Annotated in this window: 16 protein-coding genes; 1 reads left to right on the forward strand and 15 read right to left on the reverse strand. The window is 37.7% G+C overall.

The window, feature by feature from the left end:
• Positions 1-5: 5 nt before the first annotated feature.
• The 15 genes from murQ to IGL24_RS11080 form a co-directional block, all read right to left on the reverse strand.
• The gene (murQ, locus tag IGL24_RS11010) at positions 6-899 is read right to left on the reverse strand and encodes an N-acetylmuramic acid 6-phosphate etherase (protein WP_206853989.1); all 894 of its coding nucleotides are present in this window, start codon (positions 897-899) and stop codon (positions 6-8) included.
• Complete coding sequence (locus IGL24_RS11015; protein ID WP_207115890.1) at positions 896-1,963, reverse strand: DUF871 domain-containing protein; 1,068 nt, start codon at positions 1,961-1,963, stop codon at positions 896-898. The genes murQ and IGL24_RS11015 overlap by 4 nt, the downstream gene beginning before the upstream one ends.
• Before the next feature lie 413 nt (positions 1,964-2,376).
• Positions 2,377-2,640, reverse strand: a complete 264-nt coding sequence (locus tag IGL24_RS11020; protein WP_207115891.1) for a hypothetical protein — start codon at positions 2,638-2,640, stop codon at positions 2,377-2,379.
• An 18-nt stretch (positions 2,641-2,658) separates the two neighbouring features.
• A complete protein-coding gene (locus IGL24_RS11025; RefSeq protein ID WP_207115892.1) occupies positions 2,659-2,964 on the reverse strand; it encodes a hypothetical protein in 306 nt (101 codons plus the stop codon).
• Positions 2,965-2,980: 16 nt separating this feature from the next.
• Positions 2,981-4,336: a lipase family protein gene (locus tag IGL24_RS11030; protein ID WP_207115893.1), complete on the reverse strand. Its 1,356-nt coding sequence runs from the start codon at positions 4,334-4,336 to the stop codon at positions 2,981-2,983.
• Positions 4,336-4,854, reverse strand: a complete 519-nt coding sequence (locus tag IGL24_RS11035; protein ID WP_429966333.1) for a hypothetical protein — start codon at positions 4,852-4,854, stop codon at positions 4,336-4,338. Before IGL24_RS11035 ends, IGL24_RS11030 begins: the two co-directional genes overlap by 1 nt.
• Before the next feature lie 224 nt (positions 4,855-5,078).
• Positions 5,079-5,345, reverse strand: a complete 267-nt coding sequence (locus tag IGL24_RS11040) for a hypothetical protein (protein WP_207115895.1) — start codon at positions 5,343-5,345, stop codon at positions 5,079-5,081.
• A complete protein-coding gene (locus IGL24_RS11045) occupies positions 5,345-5,857 on the reverse strand; it encodes a hypothetical protein (RefSeq protein ID WP_207115896.1) in 513 nt (170 codons plus the stop codon). The genes IGL24_RS11040 and IGL24_RS11045 overlap by 1 nt, the downstream gene beginning before the upstream one ends.
• 246 nt (positions 5,858-6,103) lie before the next feature.
• Positions 6,104-6,514, reverse strand: a complete 411-nt coding sequence (locus tag IGL24_RS11050) for a hypothetical protein (protein ID WP_207115897.1) — start codon at positions 6,512-6,514, stop codon at positions 6,104-6,106.
• The gene (locus IGL24_RS11055; protein WP_347401522.1) at positions 6,514-7,053 is read right to left on the reverse strand and encodes a hypothetical protein; all 540 of its coding nucleotides are present in this window, start codon (positions 7,051-7,053) and stop codon (positions 6,514-6,516) included. Before IGL24_RS11055 ends, IGL24_RS11050 begins: the two co-directional genes overlap by 1 nt.
• Positions 7,054-7,251: 198 nt before the next feature.
• Positions 7,252-7,833 carry a polymer-forming cytoskeletal protein gene (locus tag IGL24_RS11060; RefSeq protein WP_206854009.1) on the reverse strand — a complete coding sequence of 194 codons (582 nt, stop codon included), beginning with the start codon at positions 7,831-7,833 and terminating at the stop codon, positions 7,252-7,254.
• 157 nt (positions 7,834-7,990) lie between these two features.
• Positions 7,991-8,518 carry a histidine phosphatase family protein gene (locus IGL24_RS11065; protein WP_206854011.1) on the reverse strand — a complete coding sequence of 176 codons (528 nt, stop codon included), beginning with the start codon at positions 8,516-8,518 and terminating at the stop codon, positions 7,991-7,993.
• A gap of 117 nt (positions 8,519-8,635) precedes the next feature.
• The gene (locus IGL24_RS11070; protein ID WP_207115898.1) at positions 8,636-10,141 is read right to left on the reverse strand and encodes an Lsa family ABC-F type ribosomal protection protein; all 1,506 of its coding nucleotides are present in this window, start codon (positions 10,139-10,141) and stop codon (positions 8,636-8,638) included.
• Positions 10,142-10,393: 252 nt separating this feature from the next.
• Positions 10,394-11,494 (reverse strand): glycerate kinase family protein, encoded by a 1,101-nt coding sequence (locus IGL24_RS11075; RefSeq protein WP_207115899.1) that lies wholly within the window; start codon positions 11,492-11,494, stop codon positions 10,394-10,396.
• Between the two features lie 58 nt (positions 11,495-11,552).
• The gene (locus IGL24_RS11080) at positions 11,553-12,443 is read right to left on the reverse strand and encodes an oligosaccharide biosynthesis protein Alg14 (RefSeq protein WP_207115900.1); all 891 of its coding nucleotides are present in this window, start codon (positions 12,441-12,443) and stop codon (positions 11,553-11,555) included.
• A 294-nt stretch (positions 12,444-12,737) separates the two neighbouring features.
• Here IGL24_RS11080 and IGL24_RS11085 point away from each other — a divergent pair, with 294 nt between their 5' ends.
• A complete protein-coding gene (locus IGL24_RS11085) occupies positions 12,738-14,102 on the forward strand; it encodes an amino acid permease (protein WP_206854020.1) in 1,365 nt (454 codons plus the stop codon).
• The last annotated feature ends 153 nt before the right edge of the window (positions 14,103-14,255 follow it).

A 14,255-nucleotide genomic window follows, 5' to 3' on the forward strand; every position in this document is an offset into this window, starting at 1 on the left:
CCCCCTTACAACGTTCGTTTTACAAAGCCGTCTGCCTCAGCTAGTTTTCTTTTTGCTGTTTCTTTGTCACTATTCGTCAATAACATAACGATGGCTAGTTTAACATTTTGTTCCGCTTCATGAAAGTATTTTTCCGCTGTTTCATAATCCGCTTCTGTCGCTTCCATGATGATCCGTTTCGAACGTTCGACTAATTTTTCATTTGTTGGCTTAACGTCGACCATGAGATTATTGAATACTTTTCCGATACCGATCATACTGATTGTAGAAATCATATTCAAAATCAATTTCTGAGCAGTTCCAGATTTCAAACGTGTCGAACCTGTTAAAAATTCTGGTCCGGCATCCACTTCAATCGGAAAATCAGCATGTTGACTGATTTCAGCCTCTTTGTTACAAGAAATCGTCGCTGTTTTTGCACCAATCGAACGGGCATAATCTAGCCCGCCAATCACATAAGGCGTACGACCACTAGCAGCGATACCTACGACTAAATCATTTTCCGTTAAGTTCAACCGGATCAAATCTTCTTTCCCTAATTCAAGTGAATCTTCAGCGCCTTCAACTGCGACAGTCATAGCCGCTTCGCCACCTGCAATCAAACCAACGACCATTTCAGGTGAAACGCCAAACGTTGGTACACACTCCGCAGCATCCAATACGCCTAATCGACCGCTTGTCCCAGCACCCATATAAATCAAGCGCCCCTCTTTTTTAAAAGAAGCAATCGCTGCTTCAATCACTGGTTCAATACTTGGTAATTCTTTTGCGACTGCCTTAGCAACTTCGTGGTCTTCTTGATTCATTAAACGAGCCGCTTCTGCAACACTCATTTCATCTAAGCCAAATGTTTTTTGATTTCTACATTCTGTTGTTAATTTATCTAAATCGATATTCATTTCTCAATTCCTTCTTTACATATAAATTTATAGATCGTCCCTGCGTGGATATGTTGGATCAATGGTAAATCAGCCGAGATCACTCGTGCCACACAATTGACCTTTTCATCTGCTGGTAAATCTTCTTTCATCAATTGGATTTCTCCCATGTAGCGCAGATACCTTTCATTATCTAACGTGATCGTCCCCTTTATCCGCTCATCAGTTTGACGAACAGGAATATGAGGAATTTCCTTAAATCGAGCATCCGCGCTACGCACGACTGATTTAGCTTCATCTTGTCGATTCGTATGTGTGCCTAAAATGGTTGGTCCAAATTGTGTATCCAACAATGCGACATGCAATAAGATACCGCCTGTTTCTTGATAATAGGCAAATTGTTCGCGCACAGTCAGTGAAAGTCCGCCGTCCCCAATATAGATCAGATCTGTTCCGCATGAAGCCAAGTCTAGTGCGGCTGCTAAAGGATGTTGATTACGATGCTCTTCTAACGTCGGAAGTCCTTTGTATAGCGGTCCTCTCAACACCTCATCACCAGGTACAAAGCCTTGGACTGTAAATCCTTGCTCTACTAACCATTGATTTTTTCGCTTGTACCAAGATTTGTCCAAACCTGTTTCCGGACGTGGATAATAATTGTGCCAAGCTTCCATCTGATTAAAATCAGCACCCGCTTCTTTTAACTCTTGCACATCTTGTTCAGTGATCGTACTTGCATTCAAACTGATTTTTAATTGATGCGACCACTTCGCAATCTGCTCATTCGATAGATGATAATCCATCCGCAGACCTGTCACACCAATCTCTTTTAGTGGCGCAAGATTTTCTAAGGAGAAACCTGCCAACTCTAATGCCTTCCCCGATATATCGACCATCAATTCCAATCCGTGTGATTTCGCTACTTTTCCAAGTTCCGTCAAACGCCTTTTATATGCTGAAGCATCATCTTCTGGAATATGCATCGAGGTAAAAATACCGATAAATCCTTTCTCCGCCATCTCATGGATATACACTTTCGTTTCATCAGACATTTCTTGATTCATAAATACAGAAAATCCAAACATGTACTCCCCCCCATTCATGTATCCGCATTCATTTATAAACTGATTATACTTCTTGTGAAATGATTTTTCAACCTAAATATAAAATATGTTAAATTTTATTTCTTTCGAGTGTAAAAAATAAAGACTATCCAACGAGATCCTATAACAATTCCACACAAAAAAAGTGTCTGGAACAAAAATAAAATTCATTTTTGATTCTAACCTTAAAAACGAATAAATGGTTTTCCAGAAGCAACTCCTTCAGAAATAAGCCGAGAAACCCAAAAATTTGAAGAACAATTTTCGGGTTTCTCGGCTTATTTCTCAGAGTTCGACACTTCTGTCACAACCTCTTTGATCGATTATTCAGTTGATTATTTCTAATAGAATCCTTTTTCAGTTTATGTAATTATAAGATGATTGTATTTCTTTGACTAACCCTTGTCTAACGCTTTTTCTTGTTCATCCAAAGCTAACGACACTTTGTCGCCGAATTGCCCTTTAAGCGCCTCCTTCAATCCCTTATTTGCTGAAGAAATCGTGCGTTTTGCTCTATTGGTTTCGTTCTTTCCAGATTGATTTACGCTTCTCCTTCTGCCCCCCTTCTCACTTTTCAGTGCGATTCCAAGTGAACGAGTTAGGTATTTCTCCATATCTTTCTGATAATTCTCCCACCATTGATCAATCATTTCAAACATCTCAAGACCTCCATTCTTTTAATTCAATTGCGCCAGTTTCTTACGATAGCTCTGCTCATTATCTTCTAAATCAAGCTGGATTTTTTTTCGCTGATGGATCAATTCCGTCGCCAGATCCTCTTCTAAACGAGAAATCATGATACGACCATAATTTAGCGCCTCTTGTGGTTCAGAAAAAGATTGTAAAATCAATCGGAGATCTTTATAAGTCACTTCTGCTAGCTCATGGACTTTTCTTTCTGTTGTAACCAATACTTCTTCTTGCTCTGATAATCTTCGTTTCGTTGCTTGATATGTTTCATAAAGCTGTATTTCCTTACTCAATTTTCCTCTCCTCCTTTTATACGCCAAACAATTGATTCGCTAATTCTTTGTCACGTGCCACCATCTCATTGATTTTTTGGGTAATTTCATCAGCAAGCGATTGAAACTGTTCCGACAGCTGATCGATCTGGCGGATTTTATCCCTAAATTCCTGGGTTGGCTCATCGACGATCTCCCATTTTGTACAATCAACTTCGGCTAATGTTTCAATTACCTCGTTATACGTCAAATGGGGCGTATAATTGCGTATTCTTCCCAACCAGTCATTCCACAACTCTTCCAACTCCGTGATCCCGTTTTGGTAAATCACGCGAACATTAACCATCGCCTCATCAAATTTACTTGCTGCGGTCCGCACTACAGCCAACGCTTGACTATCCTCTAAATAAATTTTTTCTGATTGAGAAAGCCCGCCGCCACTTCCAGTCAGCTTCTGCCGTAACTCTTGTAATGTCAAGAATTCTTTGATTTGAACTTTAAGCCACTCATTTTCTTCTTTCAAACGCTTGATTTCATCTAGCGTATGCTCGCCACTGACTGCTAGTAGTTTGATCCTTGCTTCGTTTTTTAAAAGTGTTTGTTGCCACAAAGTTGGGGCTAATAAGATATCTCCATTGGCATCGACGTATACGATGATCTGGCCATGCTTATCGATATAATTTCCCTCTTCATCAGTTTTGAATTGGTCCAGCGAATGGCCAAATGTTTCCCAGCCCGAATTATCGATTCCAATACTATTGATTTGAAGCATCCCTTTCCCACCAGTCAAAATCCCACTCGTGACAACATCCGAGGTGTCGTAGATATTGATCAAAGTACCGGGATGATTATCCAATAATGCTAGCGCAAGCCCTGGTCCTGCCGCACCGTACGTCACGCTGTCATAACCATTGAGTCCTGCGACAAAAAGTGCTTTAGCTCCACCTAATGAGTGCCCCGTCGTTGAGATCGTGTACCCCTCTGACTTAGGATACTGCTTTTCAATTTCACGGGCATAGTTCAAAGCGGAAAAAAATGCTCCATCTGGATGTTTATTACTTCGACCAATTTCCTCAAGGTTTGTATGCCAATCTTTGAGCGAAGTCGTGCCAGCATAGGCAATCGTAAGGTTTTTGGTGATGACGGAGTCGGGGAAACCAGGTACTTTTCTTAATTGCTGTTCAGTATAACCAAGATATTCCTCTTTTATTTTAGCAACTACCATTGCTTGCATACTATTTTTCTTTGGCTTAGATTCATTGCCGATTTTGTCTTTATTTGTATCTACTGTGTTTATAACTATATAGGGGATTTCTTTTACTAGATGATTTACTTTTATTAATCCATGTTCAACTTCATATACAGAGTCAGATAGCCACCTATTTGGTTCCATCAATCTATCCCTCCCTCGTAATAGACAATTTGCTCATCTGCCAGAATCGAATTTATTTTTTCTTTTCTTTTTGTTATATAATAAGGACCATTTCCAGTACTATCAGAAATCATGTATATAGGTTTATTTATTTCTGCAGAAATAGTACTTAAACTTACCTCCTCCTCATATACTCCATTTACTGTGAAATAAATGGTCAAGAAATTCATTGGGCTGACCGAATAACCCGTAAACTCAATTTTAGTTATCGCAGAATACTCTCTGACCTCCAATAATGCTTTCAAGTATTCTTCCGTTGTCATTTCTCCTTGTCCATAGTCATATTTCCTGAAGACTTCTTCTTCTTTCTCCCGGTTGTTTATATAGAGCCAATAATTGTTATACACATAATTCGCCAAATCTTTCTGTATTTCCAGCAATTCTTGGCGATCTTCTTCTCTTTTATCCATCTGCATCTTCCCTCCGATTCCTCCTAAAATAATGATTACTAACACACCTAGCCAATGCCATTTCTTCATATATCTTCCTTTCAGATTTCATTTAGTTTTATATATGATCAGAATAAGCTTCTTACTTATTCTGGAATTTTTTTATGTTAGATATAACTCTTTTTATAGTTATGTATGGCCACATAAAAATTAATTATTTTAGTAAGTACTTTGTCATTGCCTTTGATTGTTGCGACAAGAAGTGTGCTTAGCTCCACCTACTGAGTACCCTGTCGATGAAATCGTATAATACTCTAACTTTGGGTAACGACGGAGTCGGGGAAGCCAGATAATTTTCTTAATTCATTATCATTAAGTTTTTTGAATTCTTCTTTAATTTCTGCTACTACCATTGCTTGCGTACTATTTTTCTTTGATCGAGATTCATTACCGATTTTGGCTTTATCTGTATTTAAAGTTCCTATAACGATATGGTTTGTTCCAAGAGGTCTATCGCCATAATGTACATTGCCACTTTCTAATTGATATATAAATTTAGATAAGTATCTATTTTGATCCATTAATTTATTCCTCCTGTATAATAAACAATTTGATCATCTGAGATATCTAGTTTTTTTTCTTCCTTTCTTTCATCAATAAAATATGGTCCTTTACCTCTGCTACTAGTTATTCTGTAAATAAACTTATCTGTTTCTGCAGATTTCGTATCTAACCATACTTCTTCTCGATAGACATCATTTACTGTGAAATAGATAATTAATGAATTCATTGGGTCAATAGAATATCCAGTAAATGTTATTTTGTTTATATCAATATATTTCCTAACATTGACAACTTTTTCTACATATTCTTCTGTTGTCAGATCTCCATTACTATATTGTTGTGTAAATCTATCAGTTTCCTTATCATTCGTCGTATATAACCGATAGTTATTGTACACATAATTCGCCAAATCTTTCTGTATTTCCAGCAATTCTTGGCGGTCTTCTTCTCTTTTATCAATATATATCTTTCCTCCGATTCCTCCTAAGATTATGACCACTAACACACCTAGCATAAGCCGTTTTTTCATATATCCTCCTTTCAGACTTCATTTAGTTTTTTATATAATCAGAATAAGCTCCTTACTTACTCTGGAATTTTTTTATGTTAGATATAATCTTTTTTATTGAACACTCTGATTTTGATAGTTATGTATGGCCACGATAAAAATTAATTATTTCAGTAAGTACTTTGTCATTGCCTTTGATTATTGCAACAAGAAGTGTGCTTTAGCTCCACCTACTTATCACCATGTCGTTAAAATCGTATCCCCCCTCTAACTTTGGGTAATGCTTTTCAATTTGGCGACATAGTTCAAGGTGAAGAAAAATACTCCATTTGAGTGTTTATTGTTCTCCCAAATTTCCACGAAGTTTGTATGCCAATCTTTGACCGAAGTCGTGCCAGCATAAGCAATCGTAAGTTTTTTGGTGATGACGGAGTCGGGAAAGCCTTTGATTTTCTTTAGATCTTCATTATCAAGTGCCTTATAACGATCCTTAAGTTCAGCAACAACCATTGCTTGTGTACTATTTTTCTTTGGTTTAGATTCATTGCCGATTTTGTCTTTATCTGTATTTAAAGTTCCTATAACGATATGGTTTGTTCCAAGAGGTTTATCGCCATAATTTACCTTGCCACTTTCTAATTGATATATAAATTTAGATAAGTATCTATTTTGATCCATTAATTTATTCCTCCTGTATAATAAACAATTTGATCATCTAAGATATCAATCCCTTTTTCTTCCTTTATTTCATTAATAAAATAAGGTCCTTGACCTCTGCCACTAGTTATTCTGTAAATAAACTTATCTGTTTCTGCAGATCTTGTGTCTAACCATACTTCTTCTTGATAAACATCATTTACTGTGAAATAGATAATTAATGAATTCATCGGGTCAATAGAATATCCAGTAAATTCTATCTTTTCAATATCTGAATACTCTCTGATACTCAACATTTTTTCTAAATATTCTTCCGTCGTTATTCCTCCTTCTTTTTGATATTCCTCTACGATTTCCTCTTGTTTCTCACTATCTCTCGTATAAATTCGATAGTTATTGTACACATAATTCGCCAGATCTTTCTGTATATCCAGCAATTCTTGGAGATCTTCTTCCCTTTTATCCATATACATCTTCCCACCGATTCCTCCTAAGATAATGACCACTAATACAACTAGCCAAACCCGTTTCTTCATATATCCTCCTTTATTTAAAAGCATCTTTTACTCCATATTATTTTCTAGCATCGAGTTATCCTCTTTTTAGTTATGTACGTCTTTTCTACTGAATCGTTTTTATGTAATCTTTCTCACGATTCATAAGTTCGTATCGCTAGGATTGATATCAAATGTTTTTTAATAAAAAAAGACATCTAAAACAGAAGGATTTCTGCTTTAGATGTCTTTATTACAATCTGATTATTCGCTAACTGTTACGTCGCCTGTTACTGATGCGTCGTTTTCGTCAAGTTTTGCTGAATCTTGGTATTCTTGTTTTTCAAATGTTACGTTACCTTCAACTTTTGCTCCGTCTAATACAAAGCCATTTGCTTTAACTAGTACGTCACCTTTGATTGTTCCGTGAACGATATTTGTGTTTTCTGATTCAACGATCAATGTCGGAACAGTCACTGTGTATTCAGCTGTTACGTTACGGTCATCGTCTTGTGAGTACAATGCGATTTTACGGTAGATGTCTGCACTTGCATCGTCTTTGTCATGGAATTCACCCGCGATTGTTACATCGTTTGAGAATGTCACATCACCTGTTGCTGCAACGATCCAGTTGCCGTCAGCTGACATTGCTTTTTCTAAAACAGTTGGGTCATCACTGATTGAAGCAGTTGATACAACATCTGCTGAGCTTTCTGTTGTACTTACTTCTGTTGTTGATGAAGCTGAGCTAGAATTAGATGAATCATTGTTGTCAGCACCACACGCTCCTAAAGCCAAAAGTGCTGTTGCAGTTAAACCTAATAAAGATAATTTTTTTGATAGCATGAAATTTCTTCCTCTCTTTTTGTATTCCTATGGAATTATACCATGAAAGCGTACTTATGTGAAATAATCTTCATGGAAAGAAAAAATAAATTATTTTAGAAAAAAGTTTTACGATAACATTCTCTAGTTATTTTGTTACATCCCTGATAAATTACAGCTATTCAAAGGTAACCAGTTCCGTATTATCAACAAAAAAGTCAAAGAATGTATCATTCGGCATAGGGTGAAAATACGCATTGATGATTCGGATCAGTGCATTATGGCAGACAAGCAAGTAAACATTTTCCTCGTCTTCTAAGCACTCTTTTAGTAACGGTGTGATCCGTGCATATACATCTAAAACCGATTCCCCGTTTGGGAACCGTACTGCAAAATTTTGGCGAGCTTCTTGAAAGTCTTTGTCTTCGCTAGGACGTCCGTCGTAATCGCCAAAGTCCATCTCGATCAAACGATCATCCACTGTCATTGGTAGATTGACTTTTTTTGCTACCGCTTGCGCAGTATCGCGCGCGCGTTGTAAAGGGGAATGAATGATTTTTGTGATCGGCACTTCCAATCCTGCCACTTTCTCAGCAAGTTTTTCTGCTTGTTGTTTGCCTTTTTCAGTTAATTCGATATCTGCATGACCACAAACTAACCCTTGAGCATTCCAAGTTGTTTCTCCGTGTCTAGTGATATATAACATTAAATAACTCTCCTTTGTTTTATGCTCATTCAATTCTATCATACAATCCCGATTGAAATGAACCATCCGCTTAGAATCGGTCTCGGTTAAGCTAGTACCAGTTATTTAATAGTATCTTTATTTTATTCTTTGTAAGTCGATCCTTTGCGTAGCAACTTTTTCTAAAAATCGCTGATCATGGTCGACGATCAACATCGCTGGTTTGACTTGCAATAATAATTGTTCGATTTGTTCTTGATTGAAGACATCTAAATAATTCAATGGCTCATCCCAAATGTAAAGATCAGTGGATTGCGCAAATGATTTGGCTAATTCGACTTTTTTTCTTTGACCCATACTCATGTTTTCAATGCGCGTATGGAATACGTCTCTTTCCATTCCTAATTTACGTAGATTATTTAAAAAGAGTTCAAGGTCTAGCTGATGGTTTTGTGCAAAGCTTGTTAATGTACCGGTATTATCTTCATAGTTTTGACGAACGTAACTGATACTAACTGTTGCTGGACGCAGGACTTCTCCCTTAGCTTGACCGTTAAAGTCTCCTAATAAATACTGGATGATCGACGATTTCCCACTACCATTAGGCCCAGTTATTGCGATACATTGTTGCTGCTCGATACTAAAGCTAACGGGTTCAAAAAGCATCTCTTCATAACCAAGCTGTAGATTTTCCACGGTCAATAAGCGTTTATGATGAGACTGATTCGGAAACATATTCAATGGATCGATATACTCTAAATCTTTTAATAATTTTTCTTTCTCGCTAATTTGGTTCTCCATACGATTCACGATCGCCTTGGATCGTTTCATTGTCCGTGCAGCATCCGCTCCGATTGAGCCACGGTCGACTCGCCGTGCTTCGGTATCAATAAAACCGACACGTTTTTTTGTTTTATCTCCTTCACGTGAACGTGACCACTCAGCTTTTTCAGCTGCCGTTTTCTTCAAGCGAGTGACTTCTTTTTTGATTTTTTGATTTTGAGCTAATTCAAATTCGTCTTTTCTACGCTTTTGTTCTTCATAGATCGAATAGTTTCCTTGATAGATTTCTAACTGACTTTTTTCGATGACCAAAATATGATCGACAACTTCGTCGATAAACTGGCGATCATGACTGACAACGATAAAGCCTTGTTTTTTCTTATGCAAGTATTCTGCTACTTGACGGCGACCAAGGACATCGAGGTGATTCGTTGGTTCATCGATCAGTGGGAAATGTTGATCATCCGTAAACAAGAGCGCAAGTAATACTTTTGTTTTTTCTCCACCAGATAAGGACGCATACGGCCGCCAGAGTATTTCGGGATCAGTTTGCATCAACATCAATTCACGTTCGATCTCCCACAGCTCACAGTTTGAGAGTTCTAACAAGACATCATAGGTCAGTTGGTTTGTTTCCTTTACCTGTTGCGGAAAATAAACAAATTCTTGTTGATGGATCACTTGTCCCTGATAGGGTAATTTGTTTTGTAAAATGTTCAGTAAGGTTGTTTTCCCTCGACCGTTTCGACCAATCAGCCCTAGTTTCCATGTCGTATCAATATTTAGCTCAGCTTGATCGAATAGCATATTTTCTTGGCTATCATAGCCAAATGTTAATTGTTTTATTTCGATTTTAGACATTTATCTTCACCTCGTTATAAAAAAGACCAGTCCTATTTTCAGAACTGGTCAAAGAAGATGAGTACAAAAAAGAGACCCACTCATTGAAACTAGCCAATTCTGAAAATCTGCATACTACGCCCTTGATCGAACAAGGTATAGTTAAAATGCAGCTTCAAACAATTGACTTAGTTTTTCAATGCGCGGATCCCTCACTTTGTCTTTATTTGCCATTAGATTACCACAGACGATTTAAGACTGTCAACTGGTAGATCATCGAAATATTCCGCTGATTGCTTGTGAGAGTAATCTGGCGCTTTCTAATGTTTCCTGATGATCCAATGCTTTTTCAAGAGAGATCGGGCCTGTCTGAATACTAAATACACTGGGAAGAACCGACGCTAGTTCACCTAATTCTTTCTCACGGCTTCCGCAGATCGCCACGATTTTTTTGCCGTGTTTTTTAGCGAGCAATGCTACACCGTATGGCACTTTTCCATGGATCGTTTGTTGATCGATTCGGCCTTCTCCTGTGATCACGATTTCTGACTCTTTGATTTTAGCTTCTAAGTCGACTAATTCAGAAACAAGCGTGAAGCCCGATTTCATCTCGGCTCCGACAATCGCTAAAGCGCCACCGATCCCACCAGCGGCACCACTGCCAGCTAGCTGATTCAAATCGATTGCTGTCTTTATTTTGATTTGTTCAACGATTTTTTCTGCTTGTTCTTCTAAACAAGCTAATGTCTCTGGTGATCCGCCCTTTTGTTTGCCAAACATTTGGGTAGCGCCTTGTCCGCCAGTATAAGGATTCGTTACATCTGCCGCAATCGTCACAGTTTGATTGATTTTCATTAATTGCGACAAGTCGAGTTCATTGATCGTTAATAGAGGATTCCCTTCTGTGACACCATTTAATTTGGCTCCTAAAGACTGTAACAGACCTAAGCCGCCGTCAGAACATCCACTTCCGCCTAGTGTAACAATGATCTCATCGACGAACTGATTCAAGGCATCTTTGATCAGCTCTCCTAACCCAAAACTAGAGGCTAGTCGGATCGTTTGATCGGTGGGTTTGGTCAGCAAGTCTAAGCCAATCACTTCTGTGGATTCAATGATCGCTAATTTACGGTTCTTTTTTTGTGTCAACAAGTAGCGGCACTCTTTTTTCCGAAAAAGTAAATCTGGACAAGAAAGTGTTCGCCACTCACCACCTAATGTAGCGTAAATGGCTTCAGCAGTTCCTTCACCGCCATCAGCAATTGGTTGATTGATTTTTTGTTCTGCCTCACCCCAACCTTCCAATACTGCTTGGTTGAGTTCTTTTGAAGTTGCACTGCCTTTGAATGAATCGATCGCCGCAAGTAATTTCATACTGAAACTCCTTTTTTCGTGATTATTGAATGAAGTGTTTTCTTTTACTATATCATATCTAACGTGCTTCAATACCACTGTACTCATAGATTGAAAATACTTCAGGATCAACATCAACAAAGCGCTGTACCCAATTTTCCGCATCAAAAAATTCAATGATTTCGCGATCGACGGTTTGATAAGGGCTACTTAAAAACGCCGGAAGTTCTTCCAAGTTTCTTTCTCCCAATAAGAAGATATTTTGTGGGTTATAGAAACGATAACCAGAAATCGCTTTGTTATCAGTAACTAATTTTTTATTGAAGAAAATTGATTCGAATGTTCTTAAAGTTACACCGCTTTGACCTTCCCGCAACAATTCCAAGATCCCTTTAGAACCATTCGTCTTTTGCAAGTATTCTGTATAGGTCAAATATCCCTCTTGATCATTTCCACGACTTGGTAAAATATAAAAATTGGTTGAGACACCTAACTGTTCAAATGCTGATCGGTAATCATCTGCTCGTTGTTTTCTGCCGTTATCAGTGGCTCCAAAAAATAAATCAGTCGTGACTTCAGCTTTTGGCAAAGGCATGTCTTTTGAATAAAAAGAACTGTTATGCTTGATTCCCAATTTTTTGGCTTCTAAAATATCGAAATGGAAAATGTCATCAATTGCTGTTTCTGCTTCCGCTTTCTTCAATAACTGATGATGCTCTTCTTTAAAATGGTTCCAAAAGAATAGAATGATCTTCGCCTGTGTGTGTGGCCGAATACGAGAAGCAAATGCGACATCAAACCCATAATCTAAAAAGATAATTAGTTTATATTGCTTGAGTTGCTGTTGGAACGATGACATAAATGAATCATCCATTAAATCTTTCGCTGAGATGACATCCATCGTTTGCAAAGATGGGAAAAAATATAATGCTTTATTTTTCGCTACAAGTAATCGTTCGTGTTGGGTCATAGTCATCAACTCCTTATTTATACTTCCTTGAATCAAACCGATTAAGTATGGGTTTCCTCTAATAATAGCCCTGTATGAAAGGAAAAAGCGAATGAAACGCTTTCGTTTTAAGTGATTTCCCATAGAAATATAACAATAATTATCTAAACAAATAAGAGTTCTATGATTTTTTCATTAAAAGATACAAAAAAGTTTTCAGAATAGTTGTAATTGTCAGATAATTTGTTATGATAGACAATATTATTTTACGACCGATTGATTTTTTTCATTCATGTTTTAGAAAAGAGGATGTTTATGGAAAGTACAGAACAAACAAAGTTAAAAAAACAACTTAGTTCCAGACATATCACCATGCTTGCCCTTGGTGGCGCGATTGGTGCTGGTTTATTTAAAGGAAGTGGAGAAGCCATTGGTATCGCTGGTCCTGCTGTTTTATTTGCTTTTTTGATTGGTGGCGGCATTTTATTTATTGTCATGAGTGGCCTAGGTAAGTTGGTTTTAGACGGTGGCGATACGCAACATGGTTTATCTGGTTTGATTCGTCCTTACTTGGGCAATCATTCCGCAGACTTCGTTGACTGGGTCTATTACTCGATGTGGATGATCAATATCATCGCTGAAGCTGTAGCGGCGGCATCATTTTTACAATTATGGTTTCCGCATGTCCCCGCTTGGTTTTTCATTTTACTTTTGGCGATTTTAACAACTTTGATCAATCTTTACTCCGTTCGTTTGTTTGCTGAAACAGAGTATTGGTTAGCTTTTGCGAAGATCAGTGTCATTGTTTTAATGATTCTTTTTGGTCTTTATCTCGTTGGACAACAAATGCTGGGAACTGGGATTTTTCCTACATTAAGTCAGCTGACTGATCACGGTGGTTTCACTCCTCACGGATTAAAAGGGGTTGTTAGTTCTTTACTTGTAGTCATCTATTCATATGGCGGATCAGAATTGATCGCAATCACAGTCAGTGAAGCAGATGATCCTAAAAAAGCGATACCTAAAGCAATCAAAGGCGTTATGGGCCGAATCGTTTCCTTCTATATTATTCCACTTTTCTTATTACTGATTCTTTTTCCTTGGAATACTTTAGCTGGTTCATCGGTTAGTCCTTTTGTCTTAGTTTTTGAACAGATGAATATCCCTTTTGCTAGTGATATCGTGAATTTTGTCATTGTCTTGGCACTATTTTCATCAATCAATTCGGGGGTTTACGCCTCTTCTCGGCTATTGTTTTTCCGTTTGAAAGACAATAAAGGATCAGCTAAAAAGCTGGCAAAATTGAATAAGCATTCGGTTCCGCAGCGTGCTGTACTATTTTGTACAAGTGTTTTATACCTTGGCGTTATCCTTTCTTATTTCGTTGGTGATAAACTCTTTAGTTATTTAGCTGGTTCCCTTTCTTATACGGTACTGGTGATCTGGTTGATGATCAGTGCAGCCGCCTTTCGTTTGGCTTTAAAGAAAGGCACTTGGAAAGCAAAAGGCTTCAACCTATTTGCTTTAGTTGCATTGACCTTGATTTTGATAGGGATCCTAATGACAAATTCAATCGGTGTGACCGTACTAACTGCTCTACTATATGCTGGTATTTTCTTTAGCTATCAAAAGAAAAAGGATGTCTTTGTCATAGATAATGAACCCTTCTCTTCTATTTAAACAGCTGAAATATGATTAAAACTTCCCCTTGAACGAGCCAGGACTATCAAAAGTCAGTCACTTGACTTTTGATAGTCCTGGCTTCTTTATAGGCAAATCAACAAAAAAACTGCTCGCTCATTTTTTGTGTGCACTTCATTTGCTTTGTGCATT

The organism is Enterococcus sp. DIV2371 (genome assembly GCF_050498525.1).
GTDB classification, from domain to species: domain Bacteria; phylum Bacillota; class Bacilli; order Lactobacillales; family Enterococcaceae; genus Enterococcus_B; species Enterococcus_B mangumiae.

Excerpts from the sequence above, each read along its gene's own strand:
- murQ (WP_206853989.1), bottom strand. The coding sequence starts at position 899 with ATGAATATCGATTTAGATAAATTAACAACAGAATGTAGAAATCAAAAA.
- IGL24_RS11085 (WP_206854020.1), top strand. The coding sequence starts at position 12,738 with ATGGAAAGTACAGAACAAACAAAGTTAAAAAAACAACTTAGTTCCAGA.
- IGL24_RS11080 (WP_207115900.1), bottom strand. The coding sequence starts at position 12,443 with ATGACCCAACACGAACGATTACTTGTAGCGAAAAATAAAGCATTATAT.
- IGL24_RS11040 (WP_207115895.1), bottom strand. The coding sequence starts at position 5,345 with ATGGATCAAAATAGATACTTATCTAAATTTATATATCAATTAGAAAGT.
- IGL24_RS11030 (WP_207115893.1), bottom strand. The coding sequence starts at position 4,336 with ATGGAACCAAATAGGTGGCTATCTGACTCTGTATATGAAGTTGAACAT.
- IGL24_RS11045 (WP_207115896.1), bottom strand. The coding sequence starts at position 5,857 with ATGAAAAAACGGCTTATGCTAGGTGTGTTAGTGGTCATAATCTTAGGA.
- IGL24_RS11065 (WP_206854011.1), bottom strand. The coding sequence starts at position 8,518 with ATGTTATATATCACTAGACACGGAGAAACAACTTGGAATGCTCAAGGG.
- IGL24_RS11055 (WP_347401522.1), bottom strand. The coding sequence starts at position 7,053 with ATGCTTTTAAATAAAGGAGGATATATGAAGAAACGGGTTTGGCTAGTT.
- IGL24_RS11075 (WP_207115899.1), bottom strand. The coding sequence starts at position 11,494 with ATGAAATTACTTGCGGCGATCGATTCATTCAAAGGCAGTGCAACTTCA.
- IGL24_RS11020 (WP_207115891.1), bottom strand. The coding sequence starts at position 2,640 with ATGTTTGAAATGATTGATCAATGGTGGGAGAATTATCAGAAAGATATG.
- IGL24_RS11070 (WP_207115898.1), bottom strand. The coding sequence starts at position 10,141 with ATGTCTAAAATCGAAATAAAACAATTAACATTTGGCTATGATAGCCAA.
- IGL24_RS11060 (WP_206854009.1), bottom strand. The coding sequence starts at position 7,833 with ATGCTATCAAAAAAATTATCTTTATTAGGTTTAACTGCAACAGCACTT.
- IGL24_RS11050 (WP_207115897.1), bottom strand. The coding sequence starts at position 6,514 with ATGGATCAAAATAGATACTTATCTAAATTTATATATCAATTAGAAAGT.
- IGL24_RS11035 (WP_429966333.1), bottom strand. The coding sequence starts at position 4,854 with ATGAAGAAATGGCATTGGCTAGGTGTGTTAGTAATCATTATTTTAGGA.
- IGL24_RS11015 (WP_207115890.1), bottom strand. The coding sequence starts at position 1,963 with ATGTTTGGATTTTCTGTATTTATGAATCAAGAAATGTCTGATGAAACG.